The sequence below is a fragment of the Belliella buryatensis genome (assembly GCF_900188245.1).
Classification (GTDB): Bacteria; Bacteroidota; Bacteroidia; order Cytophagales; family Cyclobacteriaceae; genus Belliella; species Belliella buryatensis.
This window is the reverse complement of record NZ_FZOK01000011.1, coordinates 131,642-152,931: the sequence shown is the minus strand read 5'-3', so window position 1 is coordinate 152,931 and position 21,290 is coordinate 131,642. Positions and strand designations below refer to the sequence as shown.

Annotated in this window: 18 protein-coding genes and 1 tRNA gene; 8 read left to right on the top strand and 11 right to left on the bottom strand. The window is 37.5% G+C overall.

Annotated features, from left to right (window positions below; all coding sequences use genetic code 11):
• Positions 1 to 39: 39 nt before the first annotated feature.
• The gene (locus CHB66_RS12435; RefSeq protein WP_089241416.1) at positions 40 to 1,971 is read left to right on the top strand and encodes an AAA domain-containing protein; all 1,932 of its coding nucleotides are present in this window, start codon (positions 40 to 42) and stop codon (positions 1,969 to 1,971) included.
• Here CHB66_RS12435 and CHB66_RS12430 read toward each other — a convergent pair.
• Positions 1,958 to 2,485 (bottom strand): DUF4924 family protein, encoded by a 528-nt coding sequence (locus CHB66_RS12430; RefSeq protein WP_089241414.1) that lies wholly within the window; start codon positions 2,483 to 2,485, stop codon positions 1,958 to 1,960. The two genes, CHB66_RS12435 and CHB66_RS12430, sit on opposite strands and share 14 nt — an antisense overlap.
• A gap of 212 nt (positions 2,486 to 2,697) precedes the next feature.
• Between CHB66_RS12430 and lepA the strand changes: the two genes are divergently transcribed.
• The 5 genes from lepA to CHB66_RS12395 all read left to right on the top strand — a co-directional run bounded on the left by lepA (position 2,698) and on the right by CHB66_RS12395 (position 7,902).
• The gene (gene lepA / locus CHB66_RS12425; protein WP_089241412.1) at positions 2,698 to 4,491 is read left to right on the top strand and encodes a translation elongation factor 4; all 1,794 of its coding nucleotides are present in this window, start codon (positions 2,698 to 2,700) and stop codon (positions 4,489 to 4,491) included.
• Between the two features lie 163 nt (positions 4,492 to 4,654).
• Complete coding sequence (locus CHB66_RS12420; RefSeq protein ID WP_089241410.1) at positions 4,655 to 5,539, top strand: bifunctional 5,10-methylenetetrahydrofolate dehydrogenase/5,10-methenyltetrahydrofolate cyclohydrolase; 885 nt, start codon at positions 4,655 to 4,657, stop codon at positions 5,537 to 5,539.
• A 99-nt stretch (positions 5,540 to 5,638) separates the two neighbouring features.
• Positions 5,639 to 5,721: transfer RNA gene (locus CHB66_RS12415), tRNA-Leu, on the top strand.
• A 1,047-nt stretch (positions 5,722 to 6,768) separates the two neighbouring features.
• On the top strand, positions 6,769 to 7,161 hold the full coding sequence (locus CHB66_RS12400; protein ID WP_089241404.1) for a hypothetical protein: 393 nt from the start codon (positions 6,769 to 6,771) through the stop codon (positions 7,159 to 7,161).
• Between the two features lie 198 nt (positions 7,162 to 7,359).
• Entirely contained in the window at positions 7,360 to 7,902 is a 543-nt protein-coding gene (locus tag CHB66_RS12395) for a DsrE family protein (protein WP_089241402.1), read from the top strand.
• Here the strand turns inward: CHB66_RS12395 and CHB66_RS12390 are convergent.
• The 4 genes from CHB66_RS12390 to CHB66_RS12375 form a co-directional block, all read right to left on the bottom strand.
• Entirely contained in the window at positions 7,899 to 8,495 is a 597-nt protein-coding gene (locus CHB66_RS12390; RefSeq protein ID WP_089241400.1) for a ribonuclease HII, read from the bottom strand. The two genes, CHB66_RS12395 and CHB66_RS12390, sit on opposite strands and share 4 nt — an antisense overlap.
• Positions 8,470 to 11,139 carry an MGH1-like glycoside hydrolase domain-containing protein gene (locus tag CHB66_RS12385; RefSeq protein WP_089241398.1) on the bottom strand — a complete coding sequence of 890 codons (2,670 nt, stop codon included), beginning with the start codon at positions 11,137 to 11,139 and terminating at the stop codon, positions 8,470 to 8,472. Before CHB66_RS12385 ends, CHB66_RS12390 begins: the two co-directional genes overlap by 26 nt.
• Positions 11,140 to 11,341: 202 nt before the next feature.
• Positions 11,342 to 12,436: a glycosyltransferase family protein gene (locus tag CHB66_RS12380; RefSeq protein WP_089241396.1), complete on the bottom strand. Its 1,095-nt coding sequence runs from the start codon at positions 12,434 to 12,436 to the stop codon at positions 11,342 to 11,344.
• A 2-nt stretch (positions 12,437 to 12,438) separates the two neighbouring features.
• Positions 12,439 to 13,302 (bottom strand): UDP-2,3-diacylglucosamine diphosphatase, encoded by an 864-nt coding sequence (locus tag CHB66_RS12375; RefSeq protein ID WP_089241394.1) that lies wholly within the window; start codon positions 13,300 to 13,302, stop codon positions 12,439 to 12,441.
• A gap of 205 nt (positions 13,303 to 13,507) precedes the next feature.
• Here CHB66_RS12375 and CHB66_RS12370 point away from each other — a divergent pair, with 205 nt between their 5' ends.
• The gene (locus CHB66_RS12370; protein WP_089241392.1) at positions 13,508 to 13,978 is read left to right on the top strand and encodes a hypothetical protein; all 471 of its coding nucleotides are present in this window, start codon (positions 13,508 to 13,510) and stop codon (positions 13,976 to 13,978) included.
• Here CHB66_RS12370 and CHB66_RS12365 read toward each other — a convergent pair whose 3' ends face one another.
• Positions 13,979 to 15,322, bottom strand: a complete 1,344-nt coding sequence (locus CHB66_RS12365; RefSeq protein WP_089241390.1) for a sensor histidine kinase — start codon at positions 15,320 to 15,322, stop codon at positions 13,979 to 13,981.
• Positions 15,312 to 16,694 carry a sigma-54-dependent transcriptional regulator gene (locus CHB66_RS12360; RefSeq protein ID WP_089241388.1) on the bottom strand — a complete coding sequence of 461 codons (1,383 nt, stop codon included), beginning with the start codon at positions 16,692 to 16,694 and terminating at the stop codon, positions 15,312 to 15,314. The genes CHB66_RS12365 and CHB66_RS12360 overlap by 11 nt, the downstream gene beginning before the upstream one ends.
• 217 nt (positions 16,695 to 16,911) lie before the next feature.
• On the opposite strand from CHB66_RS12360, the gene CHB66_RS12355 reads away from it, so the two are divergent.
• On the top strand, positions 16,912 to 17,340 hold the full coding sequence (locus tag CHB66_RS12355; protein WP_089241386.1) for an FKBP-type peptidyl-prolyl cis-trans isomerase: 429 nt from the start codon (positions 16,912 to 16,914) through the stop codon (positions 17,338 to 17,340).
• Between the two features lie 57 nt (positions 17,341 to 17,397).
• On the opposite strand, the gene CHB66_RS12350 is transcribed toward CHB66_RS12355, so the two are convergent.
• The 4 genes from CHB66_RS12350 to CHB66_RS12335 form a co-directional block, all read right to left on the bottom strand.
• On the bottom strand, positions 17,398 to 17,844 hold the full coding sequence (locus CHB66_RS12350; RefSeq protein WP_245812725.1) for a T9SS type A sorting domain-containing protein: 447 nt from the start codon (positions 17,842 to 17,844) through the stop codon (positions 17,398 to 17,400).
• An 80-nt stretch (positions 17,845 to 17,924) separates the two neighbouring features.
• On the bottom strand, positions 17,925 to 18,752 hold the full coding sequence (locus tag CHB66_RS12345) for a hypothetical protein (protein WP_089241382.1): 828 nt from the start codon (positions 18,750 to 18,752) through the stop codon (positions 17,925 to 17,927).
• A complete protein-coding gene (locus CHB66_RS12340; RefSeq protein WP_089241380.1) occupies positions 18,749 to 19,510 on the bottom strand; it encodes a UDP-2,3-diacylglucosamine diphosphatase in 762 nt (253 codons plus the stop codon). The genes CHB66_RS12345 and CHB66_RS12340 overlap by 4 nt, the downstream gene beginning before the upstream one ends.
• Before the next feature lie 204 nt (positions 19,511 to 19,714).
• A complete protein-coding gene (locus CHB66_RS12335; protein WP_245812724.1) occupies positions 19,715 to 21,283 on the bottom strand; it encodes a WG repeat-containing protein in 1,569 nt (522 codons plus the stop codon).
• Positions 21,284 to 21,290 lie beyond the last annotated feature (7 nt).

Sequence of the window (21,290 nt, the reverse complement as noted above, 5' to 3'; positions counted from 1 at the left end):
TTCCCTTGACTTTGGTTCTAGCTCTAAATACTAACATTGATGTCCAATATACAGGAAGAATTAAAAATTTCATTAAAACTTTTGAAAGAAGAATGGAAAGAAGATCTGGATCAATACCGGAAAAAATTCCTATATACTTCTATATCAGATAAAAAGGTGCAAGGAGTGTGCTGGTACCCTGTGCAGATAAAAAAATCTAAAATTGGTTTTGGGGACAGGATTTTACTCGAATTGGAGCGTTTTGATACAAATCAGTCTCATGTCTTTCAGTCGGGCAAATCCGTGTCAATTTTCTCAAACCATGGAGATCATCAAGGTCAGGAATTCCGAGTAAATGCCGTAATCAATGTGGTGAAGAAAGAACTCATGGTGGTGACCCTTCAAGGCGATGAGTTTCCTGATTGGATAGAAGATGGGAAAATTGGGGTCGATTTACTTTTTGATGAAGCTAGTTATCGAGAGATGGAGCATACGCTCAAGGCAGTAATCAAAGCTGAAAAGGGAAGGCTTGGTGAGTTAAAGGAAGTTTTATTGGGAGCTAGAGAGGCCTCGTTTTCAGAAAAAGTATTTCAAGAAATTCCAGAATTGAATTTTTTTCAGAATCAAGCTATAAAATTGATCGACGCAGCAGAAGATCTTGCTATCATACATGGGCCTCCTGGTACAGGAAAGACAACAACCTTGATAGCGGCTATTTGTCATACTTTGACAAAGAATCGGCAAGTGTTAGTTTGTGCTCCTAGCAACGCTGCTGTAGATTTACTAGTCGAAAAATTATTAGATAGAGGTGTTAATACCATTAGAATTGGGCACCCTGCTCGCGTGGAGGAGAAGCTCTTAGCTCAAACTTTGGATGCCAAAATAGCCGCGCATGATAGTTATAAAGACCTTAAAAAGCTCAGGAAAACTGCAGAAGAATATCGGAAACTAGGCAATAAATACAAAAGGAATTTTGGGCCTGAGGAGCGCGCCCAGAGAAAGCGGCTTTTTGATGAAGCTAGTCGAATCAAACAAGATGCGGAAAACTTAGAGAACTATATAACATATGATGTTTTTCAAAATACCCAAGTTATTGCCTCTACACTTGTTGGTTCAGCAAACCAAGTTTTGAAAGGAATTGACTTCCCTTTAGTTTTTATCGATGAAGCAGGACAAGGCCTAGAAGCAGCCACTTGGATTCCAATTCTAAAATCCAAAAAAGTCGTTATGGCTGGAGACCATTGCCAACTTCCACCGACAATCAAATCTTTCGAGGCAGCGAAGGCCGGTCTTAATGAGACGCTTTTCGAAAAAGCTATCAATAGACAGACGTCTTCGACTACCATGTTGACATTACAATATAGAATGCCAGAGGCGATTATGGGGTTTTCTAGCATTCAATTTTATAATGGTAAACTGGAGGCTGCGGAGAATACGCTGAGTCATAAGTTGAATGAAAGTGAAGCAGTGCTAGAATTCATAGATACTGCTGGGAGTGGCTATAGTGAGCATCAGGAAAAAGAATCACTGAGTACACTCAATGCAGAAGAGGCCAAATTCACACTTTCTTTTTTGGAGGGATTGCTTAAGCGAATCGGAATTGGTAAAATAAAGCAGGAGAATTGGAATATAGGATTGATCTCACCCTACAGAGCTCAAGTTAGAAAATTTCAAGACCTGATTTTTGAAAGTTATCAATATCCAAATATCAGATCATTTGCTGAACTTTTGACGGTAGACTCTATAGATGGTTTTCAAGGGCAGGAGCGAGATATCATTGTCATTAGTCTAGTGAGATCTAATGCTACTGGTGAAATTGGCTTTTTATCCGATACTAGAAGGATGAATGTGGCGCTCACAAGAGCAAAAAGAAAACTGGTCATCATTGGGGATAGTGCCACCCTAAGCCATCATCCTTTTTACAACGACCTACTTGGTTATATAGAAGCGAGTGGAGAATACAAAAGTATTTATGAATTTATCGAGTTTTGATTTGTAAATAGTTGTTCAAGTAGCTCAAAACAGTGCCAAATGCTTCAGTGGCTTCTTGGTAAATTTTCGGGATTTCTCTACCCTTTAGCTTCGCTAATAATAGACCATAGATTCCATTGAGGCATATTTGGATTTCATGACCGATATCTACACCTTCTGCATCCATAATCATTTGGATGATGTATGGTTTGGCTTGATTATAAATGCAAAAATAAGCTTTATCTTCTTTGAGAAGTTGCCAATGAGTTTGAGCCAATAAGTTTACTTGTGACTGGGTCATTTTCAAGTGTCCCTTTGAAGTAATATGCTCTACTTTCATTTGCTCAATCAAATCCGAAAACCAAGCTGTAGTAGCCTCTTTTTCTTCAATGGAAATAGGATAGTGATCGACCACATATTGCTTAATATCTTCAAGATTGAGTTCATAAGCTCTGATCAAATCTTCCATTTGATACATGTAGATGATGTATTCTGGGATGTTTAGATCGAGTTTTTTTTCGGCTACAGCTTTCATTTCATGTTATTTTTTGGACAAAAGTAAGGAACAAATACAAAACTTAAACAAAGAGGTTTGACAAGCTTTTTATACATTGGACAAAAGAAGCTTAAAGAATGGGGAGTTGACATGGTTTAAAAAAAATATTAGCGGTAGTAATTCTAAATTCTATAGGATACGTTGTTGATATACTGATAATCCACATAAAATTACCTATTTTTGCGCCCTGAATGCGTATGAAAAATATAAGAAATTTCTGTATCATCGCCCATATTGATCATGGGAAGAGTACATTGGCGGATAGGTTGTTGCAAGAAACACACACGGTCGCAGATCGTGACATGCAAGATCAGTTGTTGGATAATATGGATCTGGAGAGAGAACGTGGTATCACGATCAAGTCTCACGCTATCCAAATGAAATACATGCATGAAGGTGAGGAATATACCCTCAACCTCATAGATACTCCTGGACACGTGGATTTTTCCTATGAAGTATCTAGGTCTATTGCAGCATGTGAAGGCGCACTATTGATCGTAGATGCCTCTCAGGGTATCGAAGCACAAACTATCTCAAATCTATATTTAGCTTTGGGGCATGACTTAGAGATCATCCCTGTTTTGAATAAGATAGATCTACCAGGAGCAGATCCTGACTCCGTAGCTGATGAAGTGATTGATTTGATCGGATGTGACAAGGAAGAAATCATTTTGGCTTCGGGTAAAACAGGGATTGGTATCGATGATATTTTGAAGGCTGTAGTGACACGTATCCCCGCCCCAGCTGGAGATCCAGAAGCGCCACTTCAAGCGATGATTTTTGATTCTGTCTATAATCCATTCAGAGGAGTGGAGGTGATTTTTAGAATTTTCAACGGAACGATTAGCAAAGGCGATAAAATCAAATTTGTCAATACAGGTCGAGAATACGAAGCAGATGAAATTGGGATTTTAGGTCTTAATCAAATTCCTCAGAAAACCATGTCTGCTGGAAATGTAGGTTATTTGATCTCAGGGGTGAAAGTTGCCAAAGAAATCAAGGTAGGTGATACAATTACCCATATAAAACGCCCATGTGAAAAAGCCATCCAAGGTTTTGAAAACGTAAAGCCCATGGTATTTGCAGGGATCTATCCTGTAGATACAACCGAATACGAGGAACTTCGAGCTTCTATGGAAAAGTTACAGTTGAATGATGCCTCTCTTGTATGGGAGCCAGAAACTTCTGCGGCTTTAGGCTTCGGTTTCCGTTGTGGGTTTTTGGGAATGCTCCACATGGAGATCATCCAAGAGCGACTGGAGCGGGAGTTTGATATGACGGTAATCACTACTGTACCTTCGGTGCAGTTTAGAGCTCTGATGACCAATGATACCTATCAAGTGATCAATGCCCCTTCAGACATGCCTGATCCTACCAAATTCAAGCATATAGAGGAGCCTTTTGTAAAAGCTTCGATCATCACCGCATCCGAATATGTTGGGCCAGTTATTCAGCTTTGTATGGATAAGCGGGGTCAGATCAAAAACCAAGTTTATTTGACTGCCGAGCGAGTAGAATTACAGTTCGATATGCCATTAGCAGAGATCGTATTTGATTTCTTTGATAAGCTTAAAACCATTTCACGAGGCTATGCCTCTTTGGACTATGAACTAAAAGGCTATCAGCCATCACACATGGTTCGACTCGATGTCATGCTCAATGGAGAAGCAGTCGATGCGCTTTCAGCTATTGTTCATAGAGACAAAGCTTACGAATGGGGTAAGCGTCTCTGTGAAAAACTGAAGGAACTTGTACCACGTCAAATGTTTGAGATTGCAATTCAAGCAGCTATTGGTACGAAGATCATTGCTAGAGAAACAGTGAAGGCTTTGCGTAAGAACGTGTTGGCGAAATGTTATGGTGGTGATATCTCCCGTAAGCGTAAACTACTCGAGAAGCAGAAAAAAGGTAAGAAGAGAATGCGTCAAGTAGGTAACGTAGAAGTTCCTCAAGAGGCATTTATGGCTGTATTGAAGTTGGATTAAGATTTAAGACACAAGACATAAGATACAAGACTGTGATATCGAGTTACTAATTATGAAAGTTTGGAGGTGTTACTCCAAACTTTTTACCTTTACAATCATCAAATACGAAAAAGCACCTCAAACAAAATTTTAAAATCTTTCAATTTTACAACCTTCAATCAACATGTTATTAATCGACGGTAAAAAAACCTCAGAAGAAATCAAATCAGAAATTGGGGCAAGTGTAGCTCAAATCAAGGAAAAAGGAGGTAAAGCGCCGCACCTAGCTGCAATATTGGTTGGGAATGATGGAGCAAGTCAGACTTATGTAGGAGCTAAAGTGAAGGCTTGTGAGCAAGTTGGTTTTGAATCTACTCTAGTGAGACTTGAAGAGACTGTAACTGAAGAGGAATTGTTGAAAGTGGTAGAAGAGATCAATCAAAATGATGAAATTGATGGATTGATCGTGCAATTGCCTTTGCCAAAGCATATTTCTGTAGAGAAAGTAACTAATAAGATCAAGCCAGAAAAGGATGTGGATGGATTTACTCCTGCCAATGTGGGAAGAATGACCCTAGGATGGCCTGCTTATGTGGCGGCGACACCTTATGGGATTGTAGAGCTTTTGAAGAGATACAATATTGAGACATCAGGGAAGCACTGCGTAGTCATAGGAAGAAGTCATATTGTAGGTTCGCCTATGAGTATCTTGATGGCAAGAAATGAATATCCGGGTAATTGTACCGTTACCCTAACACATAGCAGAACTCAAAATCTTCCTGAGATCACCAAGACAGCGGATATTTTGATTGTCGCGATTGGGAAGCCTGAGTTTGTGACAGCTGATATGGTCAAAGAGGGTGCTACGGTTATTGATGTTGGGATTCATAGAATTGCTGATGCAAGTAAAAAGTCAGGCTTCAAGCTTATTGGTGATGTGCAATTTGACGAAGTGGCTGCAAAAGCCTCTGCGATCACACCTGTACCAGGAGGAGTTGGTCCGATGACGATAGCATCCCTGCTATACAATACCCTTCTGGCTGCAGAGGGAAAGGTGTATTCAAAATAAAAGATTGATAATGAGTATTCAGGCTTTCTGAGCTTGAAAAATCACAAATAAGATTTGCAGAGAAAGGCTTTCCTTTCTACTTTTGATCTCCCTTGTACCGCGCACGTGGTGAAACTGGTAGACACGCCATCTTGAGGGGGTGGTGCCCTACGGGTGTGGAAGTTCGAATCTTCTCGTGCGCACAAAAAGCTCCAAGAAATTGGGGCTTTTTTTATTATTGCAGAATTCGAGTAATTTCTTAAGGAGTAAAAGTCACAATTCATAATAATATTGAAACTTTTTAATCTGATAATCAATTGATTATGTTTAAGTTTATATTTATAAATAACACATTAGTTGAAAAAAGTTTTTACTTTTAGACACACAAAAACTTTAAAAATTATGAAACTGCAAGTTACATTCGATCAAGTACTTCAAATTAATAATGGGAACTTTAATCAGACTAAGGAATTAATTGATAATTTTATTTATTCTAAAGATCTAATTCCTATTAGAAATAGAAATTTTCAAGGTTATATTTCTAATTCACTTTCGCTTAATGATCTATCCTTCAAAAAGGAAAAAATTTCTTCAATAAATATTTTTAAAAGTTTTAAAAAATATTTATCAATATTTGTTCAAATAGGGGATTTAGTTCTTCGATTATTTTCCTTTTTAAATTTCAGATAATAGTTTAATAGAAAAGAGATTTACTTTAAGGAACATAAGAGAATTTCATCATTTGTTTCTAAGAAATTTTCTAAGAAATATAGAATTTAAATAAACTAACATATTTCGATGATTATGGCATTATATTAAGATATTAATCAATATTTAAATACATCAATATTAAACGTGAAGATTTTATTAAACAAACAATGAAGATTTTATTAAACAAACAATATTGTAAAGATATAATCTTAGTGAAAATTGCAGGAAGGTACTACATCAAACGAAAGTGATGACAAATGAAATTTAATAAAGAAAGGACTCGGTTGATTTTCTCAGTTGCAATAGGATTCGTTGCAGTATTGACTTATATCTTACTTCTAGAAATTAATGGATTTGAGATAAATGAAAGCAATTTATTTATTTTATTCATGTTGCCAGAATTACTTATAAAGTTGTTTTTACTTTTCGCTGCACTTAGCTATACCATAACCTCTTTTATAGTTCTATTTTCCAAACATAAATCAAAACGACTGATTCTATACATATCATCAGGCTAAATAATTGTTTTATTAATAGGAATGCCAGAAATTCGAAAAATACAAAGTTCTAATCTATACGAATTGACAGAAGATAAAACTTTGGATTCATTTCAAGTAGTTGAGATACTCAATAAAGCAATGAAAAAAGACGATGTTCTAGCGATTTCAAACATTGCTATTCATCCAAATCTTCCTGATTCAATTCAAGTGAAATTATCGGATTCTGAGATTATGGAAGTAAGAAGAAAAATTGCTTGGGAGACTGATTCGAAAGACCTCTTAACAAAACTTTCATCAGACCCTGAATATGAAGTTAGAATGGCTGTTATATCCAATAAATTGACGCCGTTGGAAATTGTTTATGAATTACAAAATGACCCTAATGATTATGTTAAAAATACTGCATTTTCGATGTATCAAGCAAGAAAATAAAAGTAATATTTTGCTAACATCACCGTGGATACAGCTGGCGGTAATGAAAAATTATGAAAATCAGTATCTTTTGGAAGTTAGGAGTATGCAGGAAAGGAACGGTACCGAAATCCCTCCGTCTCCAAGCTGAATCCCGTTGAAGCAATAGTAAGTATGATTAATGATTTTTAAAAAAACACCCTCAAACTCAAACTCCAAATGAATAAATTCTCCCTAATCATCATCTTACTTTCTCTTGCTTTTTCAACCTTTTCTTATGCCCAAACACCTCAATTCCCAATTGTAAAAGGATTTGGAGGGATTTACGAAATTCCTGAGGCAACCGAAAGACCAGATCCTGATGGGACATATAAAATTATCATCGACCTTGTATCGGCTGCGGAGTCTCCAGGCACAGTCAATAGAATGGTAGATAATATTGCCAGAATGGTCAACCTACATGGGATAGCAGGTGTATCCAAAGATAATATCAAGGTAAAGGTGGCGATCCATGGTGGGGCGGTGTTTAGCGCCTTGAACAATGATTTTTATAAAAAGCTTTATGGCATAGAAAATCCCAACCTTCCAGTATTTGAAGCCTTGAAGGAAAGCGGTGTGGTCGAATTCTATGTTTGTGGACAGTCACTGATTGCAAGAGACATGTTAACCACGGATGTTTGGGAAGGAGCAGAGATAGCGCTTTCGATGCTTACTACACTCACCAAGTATGTACCACAAGGGTATATGCTGATGCGGTTCTAGAAAAGTTTCATTTGCTCTGGCAAATGTTTGAAGGACTTTCTATGGATAGGGGTCAGTCCTAGTTTGATGATGCCATCTCTGTGCGCCTTAGTTGGGTACCCTGCATTCTTTTCCCATCCGTAACCTGGGTATTGCATGGCATATTCTGCCATCAGCTGGTCTCGATACACTTTGGCCAAAATGGAAGCTGCGGCGATGCTGGCGTATTTTCCATCTCCTTTGATGATGCAACTATATGGGATTTCCAGATCTGTTTTGAATCTATTGCCATCGATAAGCAAATGCGCTGGTGATTGAGTCAGACTAATGATGGCGCGATTCATAGCTAGAAAAGAAGCATTGAGGATATTGATTTCGTCAATTTCAGCCACGCTTGCCTCTGCTACTGCCCAGGCTATGGCATGTTTTTTTATTTCAAGGACCAAAGATTCTCGGTTGGTTTTCGTAAGTTTTTTGGAATCATTGATCAATTCGTGGGCATAGTCAGGAGGTAGTATTACTGCTGCGGCCACTACTGGACCACAAAGACAGCCTCTGCCCACCTCGTCACATCCAGCTTCCAATCTATCAGATTCTAAAAAGGGGAGTAGCATATTTTTTATCCGAATCGTCTTTACTGTATTTGTAGATCATCTCAGCGACCAACCCAGTCCAACCTGTCTGATGTGAAGCACCAAGCCCTCTGCCATTATCTCCGTGGAAATATTCATAAAAGAGTATATAATCTCTGAAATGTGGATCCTCTTGCATTTTCTTGTAGTCGCCATTGAATGGGCGATGTCCATTTTGATCCTTCATGAAGATTTTCATACAGCGTAGGGAAAGTTCCTTGGCGATCAAATCCATGGTTAGGAAGTTGCCAGACCCTGTAGGATATTCGATGCTGAATTCGCCACCGTAGTAGAAGTCATATCGCTTCAATGATTCTATGATTAGATAATTGATAGGAAACCAAATTGGACCTCGCCAGTTTGAGTTTCCTCCAAACATTAAAGAGTCTGATTCTCCTGGGATATAAGAGATCGTAGAGACATCCCCATTGATTTGCATAGAATAGGGGTTCTTTTCATGGTATTTGGAGAGAGAACGAATCCCATATTCGCTGAGAAATTCATCACTATCTAGCATTTTCTGTAAAATACTTTTCATTCTATGTCCTCTCAGAAGGGCAAATAACCTTCTTTTGTCATGTCCCGGTTGTTCCCAGCTTGTCACCAAAGAAGCAAGTTTGGGCTTTTCTTTCATGAAAAATTCCATGCGCTTTTTGAATTCAGGGAGGTTTTCAAACATTTCTTCGCGTATGGGTTCCACAGCGAAAAAAGGAATAATCCCAACTATTGATCGCACTTTCATGACCTTAGGGTCTTTGCCATGTAGGTGGAAGATGTCATAGAAGAAATTGTCTGCATCATCCCAAAGGCTGATGTTTTCTCCAGAGATATTGTTCATAGCTCCCGCTATGTAGAGGAAGTGTTCTAAGAATTTGGTGGCTGTAAACTGATAAACCTTGTTGAATTCACATAAATCCAGTGATATTCTGAGCAAATTCAATGAAAACATGGCCATCCAAGAAGTTGCATCGGCCTGTTCCAGCTTGCCTTTGTACAAGGCTGCATGACTTCTGTCTATCAAAGAGATATTGTCCAAGCCGAGGAAGCCACCTTCGAAAAGGTTTTTGCCGTCATTGTCTTTTCTATTGACCCACCAATTAAAGTTAAGCATCAGTTTGTGAAGAGCTCTTTCAAGAAATTCTTGATCACCCTTGCCTCCATTCATTTTCTTATCAATCTGATAGACTCGCTCCACAGCATAAGCATGTACAGGTGGGTTGACATCAGAGAAATTCCACTCGTATGCTGGGATTTGTCCATTGGGGTGCATATACCATTCGTTGAGTAGGAGAATCAGTTGATCTTTCGCAAAATCAGGATCAATTCTAGCTATAGGGATGCAATGAAAAGCCAAATCCCAAGCAGCGTACCAAGGGTATTCCCATTTGTCCGGCATGGATATGATGTCATAATTTTGTAGATGACGCCAATGGTTATTCCGCCCCTTTTTTCTTTCAACAGGAGGTATGTATCTACCAGGATCCCCATCAAGCCATCTTTCTACATTGTAATAGTAGAATTGCTTACCCCACATCATGCCTGCAAAAGCTTGACGCTGAATCTGTCTTAATTCTTCTTCTTGGATGTTCTCTTGAATCTGTGCATAAAAATCGTCTGCATCCTTTTTTCTTGTGGCAAGGATAGATTCACAATGCTCCGTAGCATCATCAAATTGTTGATGCATCATTCTGAACTTTACAGATGCGCTTCCTTTGGCAGGTATGATCAATTTGTATATGGCTGCCGCCTTGGTTCCGAAATGCTCCGGATTTAAGTGAGTTTTATTACCATCGACCACATAATCGTTGATAGCATCCTTAAGGTATTGCTTTTCGTTAGGTATATGATAAAGTTTTTCCCTATTGGTTTCATTGTCACAAAACTTCAGTTTAGGTTTTCCCTCGAAAGTAAAAAAGTAGTTGCCATTTTTAGGTGTAAATGCCTTGATTCGGTTTTTTTTGACTTTACTCAACTTGGGAAGGAAGGGTTCGTGACCTGTAAACCAAGTTTTTCGAAACCAAATGGTGGGCATGACGACTATTTCAGCGTCTTTATCTCCTCTATTATGAATTGTAGCTTTCCCTACAATGTCTTCTGCATCGTTTTTGGCATATTCTATAAAAATATCAAAGTACTCATCTTGATCAAAGATTCCTGTATCAATCAGCTCGTACTCCCTTTCTTTTTTACCTCTTTTTCTATTTTCATCTACTAGTTTCCCATAGGGGAATTCATTCTGAGGATACTTGTACAGCATCTTCATATAGCTGTGGGTAGGAGTGCTATCTAAGTAATAATAAAGTTCTTTGACATCCTCTCCATGATTCCCTTGATTACCGGTCAAGCCAAATAGCCTTTCTTTGATCTGAGGATCCTTACCATTCCAGAATGCCCAGCTGATGCAAAGCTTTTGCTTATGATCACTGATGCCACCTATTCCCTCCTCTCCCCAGCGATACGCTTTACTACGAGCATCTTCATGTGTGACATTTTCCCAGGCAGAACCATCCTTACTGTAATCTTCGCGCACAGTTCCCCACTGTCTCTCTGTCAGGTAAGGCCCCCATTTTTTCCAATGCTTCTTACGCTCCCTATCCTCTAAAAGCCTCTGTTTTTCTATATTCATGAATTTCGAATGCAAACTATCAGTTCGAAATTTACCAATTTTTAGCAGACTAGAGGGGGTAAAAAGATAAGGATGTATGAAATAGATATAATTATTTTTCCGAAATCGTTTGAAAACTGCCTTTTGAAAATTCAAATGGCAGACTTTAAGTTGTTTAAGTTTTTTGAATCATTGCCAAATGCTCTTTTAAGAAGGGTTTTGATTAGAGTATTTTAGAATTCAAGGAGCGATTGATCAGTTGATTTATGGTTTTGTCTAATGATTTGATCCACTCAGATATTTGATTTTTGGATTGGTCATGCGCAGTGATATATTTGTCAAATACGACAAAGTCAAATTGATGATGAGCAATTCCTGCCCCTGAAGCCTCCCCATCTATGGCATTACAAGCTTGCTCGTATTGCCCTGCCACAGGGACCATCATCACAGGTTTGCCAAGATACATGGCCTCACAAATAGACTCAAATCCCGCAGTACTCAAAAGTCCTCGACAAGCCGCCATCTTGGATAAGAATAAGTGATCATCAATTTGATGAAATGTGATGTTGGGAAGTGGATGTTCTATTTTTTGGGCTTTAGGATTATCCCAAAATGCTTCTATTTTGAGATATGGGTTAGTTTTTCCAAATTGAATGAGCTCATCAGCATATCCAGAATTCACCATATAGCAAAGGATGAAATCCTCTTGACTTGGACTTAGCTCGAAAAGTGATTTGCGCAAAAGTGGAGGAATGATAGTGAATTTGGGATCATCAGATTCCAGTTTCCTGAAAGATAGCGCCAGGATTCGGTCGGCCTTTAAAGCTGTGAGCTTATTATTGATCAAGAAGAGCTCTTTTTCATAATTTTTAGAAGGTGCAAACTTGAATTCAGGATGTAAAGTCAAATATTGATGTCCTATTACCCAAAATTCAGTTTTTGGACGAAAGCAATAATTATATACTCCTGCAAGTAAATCATAAAAATTGATAATCACGTCTGGTTGTTGACTGGCAACAATCTGGTTGATAAGCTTGAGCGATTTTAGGAATTTATTAGTTTTTAGTAGGTTGTAGGTAATTGTTTTCCTCAGTAGGATATTCTTATGAGCCTTATCGCTGATAAAATTAGGGCTTTCAAAAGTGATGATAGGAGCAGATACGCTATCGTAGACGAACTTCGGTATTTTTCTTCTATTACTTTTGCCAATGCAAACTGCTACGATTTGATGTCCTTGCGCTTCTAATATGGATGCTAAGGAAATAGCTTGCGTCATATGCCCTCGCCCCTCACCCTGTACAATGAATAGAAATTTCATGTCTAGAAAAGGAATGGTGGTTTTTGATCACTTGCAAGCTTTTCAAATGCCACAATCTTTAAGTCTTGATAGCGATTGGTCAGAGTGTCATCTGAGATATTTTCATCACGTATCCCTTTATGTCTAAAGTCAATCTCGTTATAGTAGATCAATTGCCAATTTCCATTTTCATCTTCAGCCAAAGCGGACATAGTCTCTACCCAATCTCCCGAGTTGAGATACTCGATTCCTTCTATATTTCTATTCTCAGCTTTGTGAATGTGACCACAGATGATGCCGTCACAACCTTTGGCGTGTGCCATTTTCGCAAGCTCTGCTTCATATTGGTCGATGTAGGATACTGCTGACTTGACTTTTCCCTTGATATATTGGCTTAGCGAAAAGTACGGAAGTCCTCTTTTTCTCCTATGGTAATTGACTAGTCTATTGAGCCAAAGCAGAAAAGTATAGCCTATATCTCCAAGGTAGGCTATCCATCTCAAGTTAGTAGTGACACTATCAAATATATCTCCGTGGGTGATAAAGTATTTTTTGCCATTTGATTCGTAGATCATATCAGGAAGGATTGATAAATTCCCTATGTGTAGAGGCAGAATTTGGTCTAAAAAGTCATCATGATTGCCTCTGAGGTAAAAAACTTTTGTATTATCTCGCTCAATCATTTTGAGCATTCTATTAAAGAACCGGGTGTGTTTCCTCTTCCAAGAGCCAGATTTCCTTAGCTGCCAACCATCAATAATATCTCCATTGAGAATCAGGTTTTCGCAGCTGTACTGCTTGAGAAATTGGGCTACTTCTTTGGCTTTGGATCCTTTAGTCCCTAAATGTACATCTGAGATCACGATGGTTTTGAAGTGTGTTTTCAAAGTCTATCAGTTTTGCTTGCAAGGTAGTAGCTCACTATAAACTGATGATGAATGTAGGGTTATGAAAATGAGATGTTTGAAGGTTAGAAAACTAAGTTTATGAAATCTGAGTTAAGTGAATATTAAATTCAAGCATGGCTATTGTTTCCAAAACTTTGAACTCAGGCTAATCGTTTGTAATTTGTCTTAAATTATTGAAAATGAAATGAAAAAAAATTTAATATATATTTTTATAGCATCACTTTGCTTTTTGTCATGTAGCCAAGATGACAAAGATCCACAATTTAATATTTTGGGCTATTGGAATGTAAGCCTAGTAAGCGCTCCCATGACAAATACAGTTCTATCAGGTGATCAGATCGTTTTTTCAGAACGCTATATTTTCAATGATGATGGTACTTTTATCAAGTTTTCTACACGGAATAATCGCTCAATAGAGCCATTGTCTGAACCAATTCAGGCATTAGGCTTGTACGAAATGAAAGATGCTTTAGACCCTAGCTATGTGTTTGAGCTTACTTTAATTTTTGAAACTAATCGAGGAATGGCTGCAAATTGTGGAAACGAAGGAGTTGAAAACTTACTCTTTACTAGGGAAAACAGACTAGTTAACAATTCTTGGTCTGCCTGTGATGGTTTACATTTTGTTTACCAAAAAAATTCTAGCAGGTTTTGATTAAGCATTAAAGATTAATTTAAAAGTAGTCCCTTTTCCCAGTTCTGACCTCACTTGAATGTTTCCTTTATGTCTTCTCATAATTTGCTTTGAAAGGCTTAATCCTATGCCAGAACCCTTTTTCTTGGTGGTGAAGAAAGGGATAAAGATTTTTGAAAGTGCTTCTTCCTCTATCCCTTTGCCACTATCTGTCACTTCAATAATGATTTTACCAGATTCATCTATAAATGCATCAATCGAAAGGACTTTTGTAATGGAAGTTTCCATTGCATGAATACCATTGTGAATGAGATTGATAAGTACCTGCTCGATGAGGTTTTGATCCCCAAATAGAATAAGGTCATCAGGCGTGACCGTACATTTGGTCATAATCTGGTTACTTTCAAATTGATGCTGCATTAGGGTTTCAAGTTGCTGCAGTAAGGTCTTTAGGTGGATGGTACTGAACTTGGGATTAGGAATGTGGGCAAGACTCCTAAAGTCCGATACAAAATTGATCAGACCTTCACTTCGCTTTTCGATGGTAGCCATTCCCATTTGATAATCCTCTAATTCGTCGGTAGAAGCCGGGACGTTTTGCTCTATTTTATGTTCTATTTCTCCTTTGATGGTAGAAGCAAGTGAGGATATTGGAGCGATGGAATTCATGATCTCATGTGTCAATACTTTGACAAGGTTCTGCCATGCTTCCATTTCTTTTTCCTCCAATTCGCTTTGGATATTTTGAAGTGAAACCAATTTGATTTTCACATCACGCATTACTAATTCTATGACATAAACAGAAAGCTGCATAATGCCATCTGGATGTGCGATTTTGATCAATTCGCTACCTCCTGTTCTTAGTCCGTGGATCGCTTGATGGAGTTCTTTATTGACTGTCTCAATTTCAGAAATAAATACGAGTTGATTGATATTCAGCATTCTCTTGGCAGCGGTATTCAGAATTTGGATTTTACCATCTTCCTCAAAGGTGATCAGGCCAATGCTAAGGTGTTGGAATACAGATCGGAAATATTGATAGTTAGCCTCTTTCTCAGCTTGATCTTCTTTAAGTTTGGCAAGAATAGCGTTGAACTCTATATGGAGGTCATCTGTTTCTGTACCATCAAATTTGACTGGAAATACACTGCTGTAATTATCCTGTTTGATGTTATCTAAAAATTGACGGACTTTTTTGAAAGAACTTTCTGCATAACTGATCAAGAATATGATCTGTGCTAGTATGATAATAATAAAAAGGGATGTAGCAAACACCCCCGCGCCGTTGAGGATAAAGTATGAAAGTAAGAAAATCGATGCTGCCAGTAGAATGATCCTGCCTGCCAGCCCTACTTTATAATCCATATTTTTCAAGTCTTCTATATAGGGAGGCTCTTGTCAATCCCAGCTCTTTTGCTGCTTTTGATATATTTCCACCATTTTTATCAATGGCCTTTTGTATGACATTTTTTTCTACTTCATCTAAATTGTATGATGCTGGGCTGGTAACTTTATCATTTGTAGGCTTGGAGGAAAGAAAAAAGAAATCTCTGCTATCTAATTCATCTCCTTCTGCCATGATAATAGCACGCTCGATAGCGTGTTGAAGCTCTCTGATGTTACCAGGCCAATTATATTGCTGCAAAAGTTGCATAGCTGCAAATTTGAAGCCTTTGAAGTCTTTTCTATATTTTTGCCCGTAGATTTTTAAAAAGTGTTCAGCAAGCAAGGGAATATCATCTTGACGTTCTCTTAGAGGAGGAAGGAATATCTCAACTGTATTGATCCTGTAAAGTAAATCTTGTCTGAATGTATTGTCCATGACCATTTCGTGCACATGCATATTGGTAGCACAGATCAATCTGATGTCTACAGGAATAGCCTTGTTAGTGCCAATTTTAGTCACTTCTCTTTTTTGAAGGACAGTGAGGAGTTTGGATTGTAGCGGCATACTCAAGTTTCCGATTTCATCTAGGAAAAGGGTGCCTTTATCTGCAATCTCAAATCTTCCAGCTCTGTCTTCTTTTGCATCTGTATAGGCACCACGTTTGTGACCAAATAATTCGGATTCGAATAGTGATTCAGTGATTGCCCCCATATCTACTCCCACAAAAATCTCCTCCTTTCTCAATGACCTGTCATGTATAGCTCTTGCTATCAGCTCCTTTCCTGTTCCATTTTCTCCCAATATTAAGACATTGGCATCTGTTTGCGCCACTTTATCTATAATAGAGAAGATGTTTTTCATGGAAGCACTCGTTCCAATAATGTCTGAGTATGGTTTCTTAAGGTCAGATTGAAGTTGTTTTTGTTTTTTAGATAACTTATCGACCTGATCATAGCTTTCTTTGAGTCTACTGGCTGAGGTAAGGGTGGCTAAAAGTTTTTCGTTTTGCCATGGTTTTAGAATAAAATCTGACGCGCCTTCCTTCAGGGCTTTGACTGCCATTTCTACATCACCAAAGGCAGTAATCAGAATCACAACAGCCTTAGGGTCTATCTCTTTGATTTGTTTCAGCCAATGAAAACCCTCTTTTCCAGAGGTAGTATCTTCTGTGAAGTTCATGTCCAAAAGAATCACATCATAACTATTGTTATTCACCAAAAATGGAATACGTCGCGGATCTTTCTCGATAGTAACTTCTTTTGCATACTTTTTCAAGTGCATTTTGGCTGCAAAAAGTAAGTCTTCATTGTCATCAATGATTAAGATTTTGCCGAGTTGCTGATTGTCCATGTTTACTGATTGTTTTCCTGATATTCAGTCAAAATAATGCCATTCCCAAAAAAGGCTTATTTGAGGTCTCTTTAGGCAATATTACAAAATATACTGTTCAAAAACGAACAAATTTAGATCGATTATGAACGCTTTTAAGGATACTGTCCGCTTAGGTTTTTATCCCTATCAAAAATACCTACCTTTATGATTTACAATAAATAACAAAAAAATAATTATGTCATTAGCTAGTAAAGGAAATTCAGTAAAAGTTCACTACACTGGTAAATTGAAAAGCGGAATAGTGTTCGACTCTTCTGAAAATAGAGAGCCACTTCAGTTTACCTTGGGAGATGGAAATATGATCAAAGGTTTTGATGCGGCTGTTCATGGAATGCAAGTAGGGGAAGCAAAATCTGTTACTATCCCTTCTGATGAAGCCTATGGTGAAAAAAGAGATGATATGATGGTGGATATTCCAAGAGCAGAGGTTCCTGCTAATATCAGTCCTGAAGTGGGGATGGACTTGACACTTCAAGGGCCTCAAGGTCAGCCTATGCCAGTAAAAGTAGTAGCTGTAGATGAAGAGAAGATTACTTTGGATGCTAATCACCCTCTTGCTGGTGAGGATTTGATTTTCGATATCACTTTAGTAGAAATTGCTTAAGGAAAGTTTAATCATGTTAATAAAAAAGTCGCTGAAATTTTTAATTCAGCGACTTTTTTATTCATTTACCTGTGCATTACTACCACTTCGTTTTCCAGGAGGAATAGCGTAGATACTTTTGGTAATATTGTATTTCGCGTTTCCTACTTCTACTACAAATAGTTGACTTTGAACGTTTGAAAAGTCGAAGGTCTTCTTGTTCCCATCCTCCGGATTGATTCTGTCTTCGTGAATTAAGTTTCCAAGTGTATCGAATACTTTAATTTTTGTAATTACTGTCGGTTTTTTTTCTAGAATAATGGTGAATTTTTTTATTCCTTCAGATTGTAAATCAAAGGCCACCATTTCTCTATTCAGAGAAGAGGGGAAAGAGATTTCAGTTTCGACTTTAGTTCTTTTCTTAAAAATCTGACCAAAAGCATCAAACGAAAAAGACAACAGAGTTAACATCACAGCTGATGCTAAAATGGTCACTTTAGGCTTAAGGTTTATAGGTTTGTTCATGAAGTGCAAAATTGCAAAAATCAAACCAGTTTATTGCAGAAAAATGAAAGCTTTTAACAATTTTTTATAAGATGTATCGTTTATCGCTGATTTAAAGGTGAAAAAGCCTTGTCATAGATCAAAATTTCTGATAAGTTGTAAAAAATGACAGCCTTATCAGAAATTAAAATTGCATGATTCTTCACTTCTTTTGGATTTGCGAAAGAGGAGGGTGTAGCATTGATATAATCCACAAAATTAATTAGTCCATTTTGTACATAAATCAATTCTTGTTTTCTAAAAGCTAATGGTTGATTTGTATTGAATGGAAGTATTTTGATTAGGTTGGCTTGGTTGTCCAAAATACTAATGCCCTCGTCTTTGATGCGTAGAAATACCAAGTTTTGATATTCTTTGATTTCCTGAATCATCAAATCAGAATTTGTCAAGATCAAATTGAGTGGTTGTTGCTGAATGATTTGATTTCTTCGATGATCGAATTGCTTAAGGCTAAAATCTGATTCGTCATAGATCCAGATGATATTATTGTTGCCTAAGGTGGCAGCTTTCCCTAAATTGATACCCTTGGTCTGAACTCTATTTTCGGCTATAGGGTTGAGAAACCTGTCTAGAATCCTGTATTCTTGGAGATCTATAGAATATGTGAAAATATTGACAGTCCAAGTAGCTTCTAAAAAGTCTATACGTCCTTGGCGACTCGGGGAAAAGTTATTGACAAATTCACCAAACCTGTCATATTGGTAAATGTCACCCTCTTGATTGGCCATCATGATGAAGTCCTGATTGTCCAAGGATACAGCACTTATCCGGTTTTGTTTAATTACAATAGGCTCAGGCCATTCATTTTCTTGCGCCCAAAGATTTGGACATTGCCATAAGAATAGAATGATCAAAAATAGCTTTTTCATCCTTCGAATTTTTTGAGGTTTAGTCCGTCATCATCAAAAACAGCATAGGTGAATTGGCTTACCCATTCTCCTAGATTGATGTATCTAGAATTGTCACTCACAGGTAGGTCTAATGGTAAATGCCTATGGCCAAAGATGAAATAATCAACTGTTTTAATTTGGTTGATTTGCTTACAATATGCCCAGAGCCATTCATCATCTCCTTTAAAATGATCTTCATTTTTACCCATATTAGTTAGTCTACTATTGCTAGACCATCTGTGAGCAATTCTGATGCCGATGTCAGGATGAAGCCATTTGAACAACCATTTGCAAAAGGGGTTAGTGAACAGCTTTTTAAGCATCTTGTAGGTTTGGTCTCCAGGCCCTAGCCCATCTCCATGACCAATTAGGAAATGCTTGTTTTCTATGGTCATCTCAATAGGTTGATGGTAGATGGGTATACCTAATTCTTGGCTGAAGTAATCCTTCATCCATAAGTCATGATTGCCAGTGAAAAAGAAGATGGGAATTCCTTTATCTCTTAAGTTGGAGATTTTGGAAATGAATTTGATAAATCCTTTAGGGATTACTTTGTCATATTCAAACCAAAAATCGAATATATCACCTACCAAAAAAATGGCGGCTGCCTGATTTTCAATACTGCTTAGCCATCGAATGATTTTATCTTCTCTCTGTTTACTAGATGTTTCATCAGGTGCACCTAGATGAAAATCAGAGGCGAAAAATACTTTTTTCTGATTGAGCTGTATATTCATTAGAAGAGGTTCAAATTCAAATATAGAAATTAAAGATCTCTATTTGCTTAGTTGAGATGAATAATATAAAATGGGGATCATCCTTCATGTTATATTTTGAAGGAGTAGGGTAGTGGCTAAGAAGTATTTGTATTTTTTTTATTTCTGTATGATTACATTTGAAATATTCACCTACTGGTATAATTGAGGATAATCATCATGTATTTAATCTGCTTTTCGTTTTTTATTGGCCTTTACGTCAATTTCAATAGGGAAAATAGGTGTAATGTCTTCGGCAAGAATACTTTTGGAAGAAGGGTCGAAGAGGATTTGTTGATAATGGATGGGTAGTCTAAAATTCCCTTCCTCGTCAAGAATTCCATATTTCCCATCTTTTCGTGCTAGAATAACATCAGAAGACTCTCTTCTCAGAAGCTCGTATTGAGGATAAAGAATTTCTTTTCCATTAGGGTTAATTAATCCAAAACTCCCCCCAATCTCTGTCAGGTAGTAGTTGTCAGGTAGTAAGGAGATTTTATCATAAGCATGTTCTGTGATATTGTCCCCATTTGTGTTAATTAAGCTAATCTTACCCTCTTTTTTGACTATCGCCAGTCCTCTATGGAAATCTTTAGCATCTTCATAGGTGTTTTGAAGGTTTAGATTTCCTTGCCTATTGATGTAAGTCCACTGACCATTGAGTTTTACGGCTGCCAAGCCATTTGAAAACTGTCTCGCTTCTTCAAATTTATTTTCAATTACCCAAGATCCTGATTTATTGATATATCCCAATTTGCCATCCTTGATGGATGGATAGAGGTTTTCACTTCCAGGCAGTATAGCATCTACTCCTGAGATCGGATTTACTTCCCAGCCAGAATTTCCTAAAAGCCCCACTTTTTTCTCTCTAGTGTAGATGTTGTACCAGTTTTTTCCAACTTGCTTCACAGCTTCCATCCCCGTCATGTCTAAAAGTATACCATCATTTTTCATGACTCTTCTGAGTTTGCCGTGGATATACTCGAGTAGAATATCATTTTCAAATGTGATTTTATGATAACTGGTGTAATTGATGTCAACTTTCTCTTCTCGACCTTTGATTAGCATATATTGGTTGCCATCGAAAGCATAAAAGTAATCATCTTCTAAATGAACCATATGGTCAATGATCGGCTCCAATACATATCGCCCTTCTCTATTGATTAAGCCATAGCCGCTCTCCTCCTTAGATATTATAAAATTCTCATTGACTTCTTTTATTTCTTTATAGATTCGATCTGGATCAGTTGAAATTGGTAAGAAATAGCCAAGTGGTCCCCTTGCTATGACTTGGCCATTAAGTGCGAGTGTTGCGTTTTCAAATTCGCCAATCATTTTATTGGTTCTATTTGTGCGATCATAGACCCAGTATTTATTTCCTTTTTTCGCAAGTAGGCGAGTATAGAATGTTTGGATTTCATCATATTCGAGGGGGAGAATCTCTTCTCCATACTCGTGAAATGCTCCAAAACCCTGCTTACTTTCTACGATGATCCAAGGTTCGATAATCTGATTGATACTGTGTCCTTTGAGATTTAGGAATGGCCTGAAATCTTTACTTAATAAATTTACTGTGTTATCAGTTTTTCCGATTCTAATTTGTTCGCTCAAGAATTTGATATCTTCATTCAAGATACGAGACTTCAGCTCTAGATTTTGATCATAAATTTCCCAAGTTTGTCCTATAGTAGAAAAAGAAAAAACAGTTAAGCCTATTCCAAGAAGTCCTAGCTTCATCAAACTCATAATCTTCATAAATCAA

Bases quoted from the DNA above. Each gene is read 5' to 3' on its own strand.
- CHB66_RS12430 (WP_089241414.1), bottom strand. From the start codon at position 2,485: ATGAAAGCTGTAGCCGAAAAAAAACTCGATCTAAACATCCCAGAATAC.
- CHB66_RS12350 (WP_245812725.1), bottom strand. From the start codon at position 17,844: ATGAACAAACCTATAAACCTTAAGCCTAAAGTGACCATTTTAGCATCA.
- CHB66_RS12370 (WP_089241392.1), top strand. From the start codon at position 13,508: ATGAAAAAAAATTTAATATATATTTTTATAGCATCACTTTGCTTTTTG.
- CHB66_RS12335 (WP_245812724.1), bottom strand. From the start codon at position 21,283: ATGAAGATTATGAGTTTGATGAAGCTAGGACTTCTTGGAATAGGCTTA.
- CHB66_RS12365 (WP_089241390.1), bottom strand. From the start codon at position 15,322: ATGGATTATAAAGTAGGGCTGGCAGGCAGGATCATTCTACTGGCAGCA.
- CHB66_RS12420 (WP_089241410.1), top strand. From the start codon at position 4,655: ATGTTATTAATCGACGGTAAAAAAACCTCAGAAGAAATCAAATCAGAA.
- CHB66_RS12340 (WP_089241380.1), bottom strand. From the start codon at position 19,510: ATGAATATACAGCTCAATCAGAAAAAAGTATTTTTCGCCTCTGATTTT.
- CHB66_RS12345 (WP_089241382.1), bottom strand. From the start codon at position 18,752: ATGAAAAAGCTATTTTTGATCATTCTATTCTTATGGCAATGTCCAAAT.
- CHB66_RS12380 (WP_089241396.1), bottom strand. From the start codon at position 12,436: ATGAAATTTCTATTCATTGTACAGGGTGAGGGGCGAGGGCATATGACG.
- CHB66_RS12360 (WP_089241388.1), bottom strand. From the start codon at position 16,694: ATGGACAATCAGCAACTCGGCAAAATCTTAATCATTGATGACAATGAA.
- CHB66_RS12355 (WP_089241386.1), top strand. From the start codon at position 16,912: ATGTCATTAGCTAGTAAAGGAAATTCAGTAAAAGTTCACTACACTGGT.
- CHB66_RS12435 (WP_089241416.1), top strand. From the start codon at position 40: ATGTCCAATATACAGGAAGAATTAAAAATTTCATTAAAACTTTTGAAA.
- CHB66_RS12400 (WP_089241404.1), top strand. From the start codon at position 6,769: ATGCCAGAAATTCGAAAAATACAAAGTTCTAATCTATACGAATTGACA.
- CHB66_RS12390 (WP_089241400.1), bottom strand. From the start codon at position 8,495: ATGCTACTCCCCTTTTTAGAATCTGATAGATTGGAAGCTGGATGTGAC.
- lepA (WP_089241412.1), top strand. From the start codon at position 2,698: ATGCGTATGAAAAATATAAGAAATTTCTGTATCATCGCCCATATTGAT.
- CHB66_RS12395 (WP_089241402.1), top strand. From the start codon at position 7,360: ATGAATAAATTCTCCCTAATCATCATCTTACTTTCTCTTGCTTTTTCA.
- CHB66_RS12385 (WP_089241398.1), bottom strand. From the start codon at position 11,139: ATGAATATAGAAAAACAGAGGCTTTTAGAGGATAGGGAGCGTAAGAAG.